Genomic DNA, 790 nt, shown 5'->3' with positions numbered 1-790 from the left:
AGAGATGCTCACCGTGCCGGGCGTGGCCGTGGTCACCTTGGCAGGATTCCTGGCGGAAGTGGGTGATCTGAGCGGCTACGAGCATGGGCAGCAGATCATTCGACTGGCTGGACTAAATCTCAAGGAGAACAGTTCAGGAAAGAAAAAAGGCAAAACCAGCATAACCAAACGTGGACGCGCACGGCTTCGGGCGTTGCTGTTCCGGGCGGTCATGCCGATGGTAGCCAAGAACGCCGAGTTTAAAGCACTGCACCAGTACTTCACGACGCGAGGTCAAAATCCGCTGAAGAAAAAGCAGTCTTTAGTGGCCTTGTGCGGGAAACTCATCCGCGTGCTGCACACGCTCGGCACCCAGCAAATCCCGTATGATGCAAACGACGTTTTAGGGCCAGTACGACAGGCCCAGCTACAGAAGGCAGCTTAAGAAAAGCCAAAACTCAGTTTCTCACCGGAAGGAAATAAGTCAAGACAACGGAAGCACGGAGCAGCCGCAGGAATCAATTCCATAAGGGCAACGACCCCGTAAAGGAGCAAGAAACGGCGTCCACCTCTTGAAAGGCCGAACGAAGGAATGTAAGGGCAGCGACCCGGCGTGATATGGGAGGGTAAGCCGTCAAGAGACAGTGTGGATATCCAAGGTGCGATCATAGAACGGATCTGTGGGTTGGGGAAAATGCCCCAATCTCTATTCCCGCCACCGGCTCTGTCAGAAAATAATGACATCCTTACATGACTTCTCCAATTATCGACCTGTCAATGGCTGAAAATCGAAGAATGAGTGCGTCACCAA

Annotated in this window: 1 protein-coding gene; it reads left to right on the top strand. The window is 53.0% G+C overall.

All coding sequences use genetic code 11. The annotated features are described in order from the left end of the window. Nucleotides 1–424, top strand: a 424-nt coding sequence (locus ACIFQM_RS24980; RefSeq protein ID WP_430044606.1) for a transposase, incomplete at its 5' end; no start/stop codon positions are given. Nucleotides 425–790: the final 366 nt, after the last annotated feature.

The sequence above is a fragment of the Paenibacillus sp. NRS-1782 genome (assembly GCF_050467685.1).
Taxonomy (GTDB): Bacteria; Bacillota; Bacilli; order Paenibacillales; family Paenibacillaceae; genus Paenibacillus; species Paenibacillus terrae_A.
The sequence above is the reverse complement of the archived record's forward strand: the minus strand, read 5'-3'. Positions and strand labels throughout refer to the sequence as shown.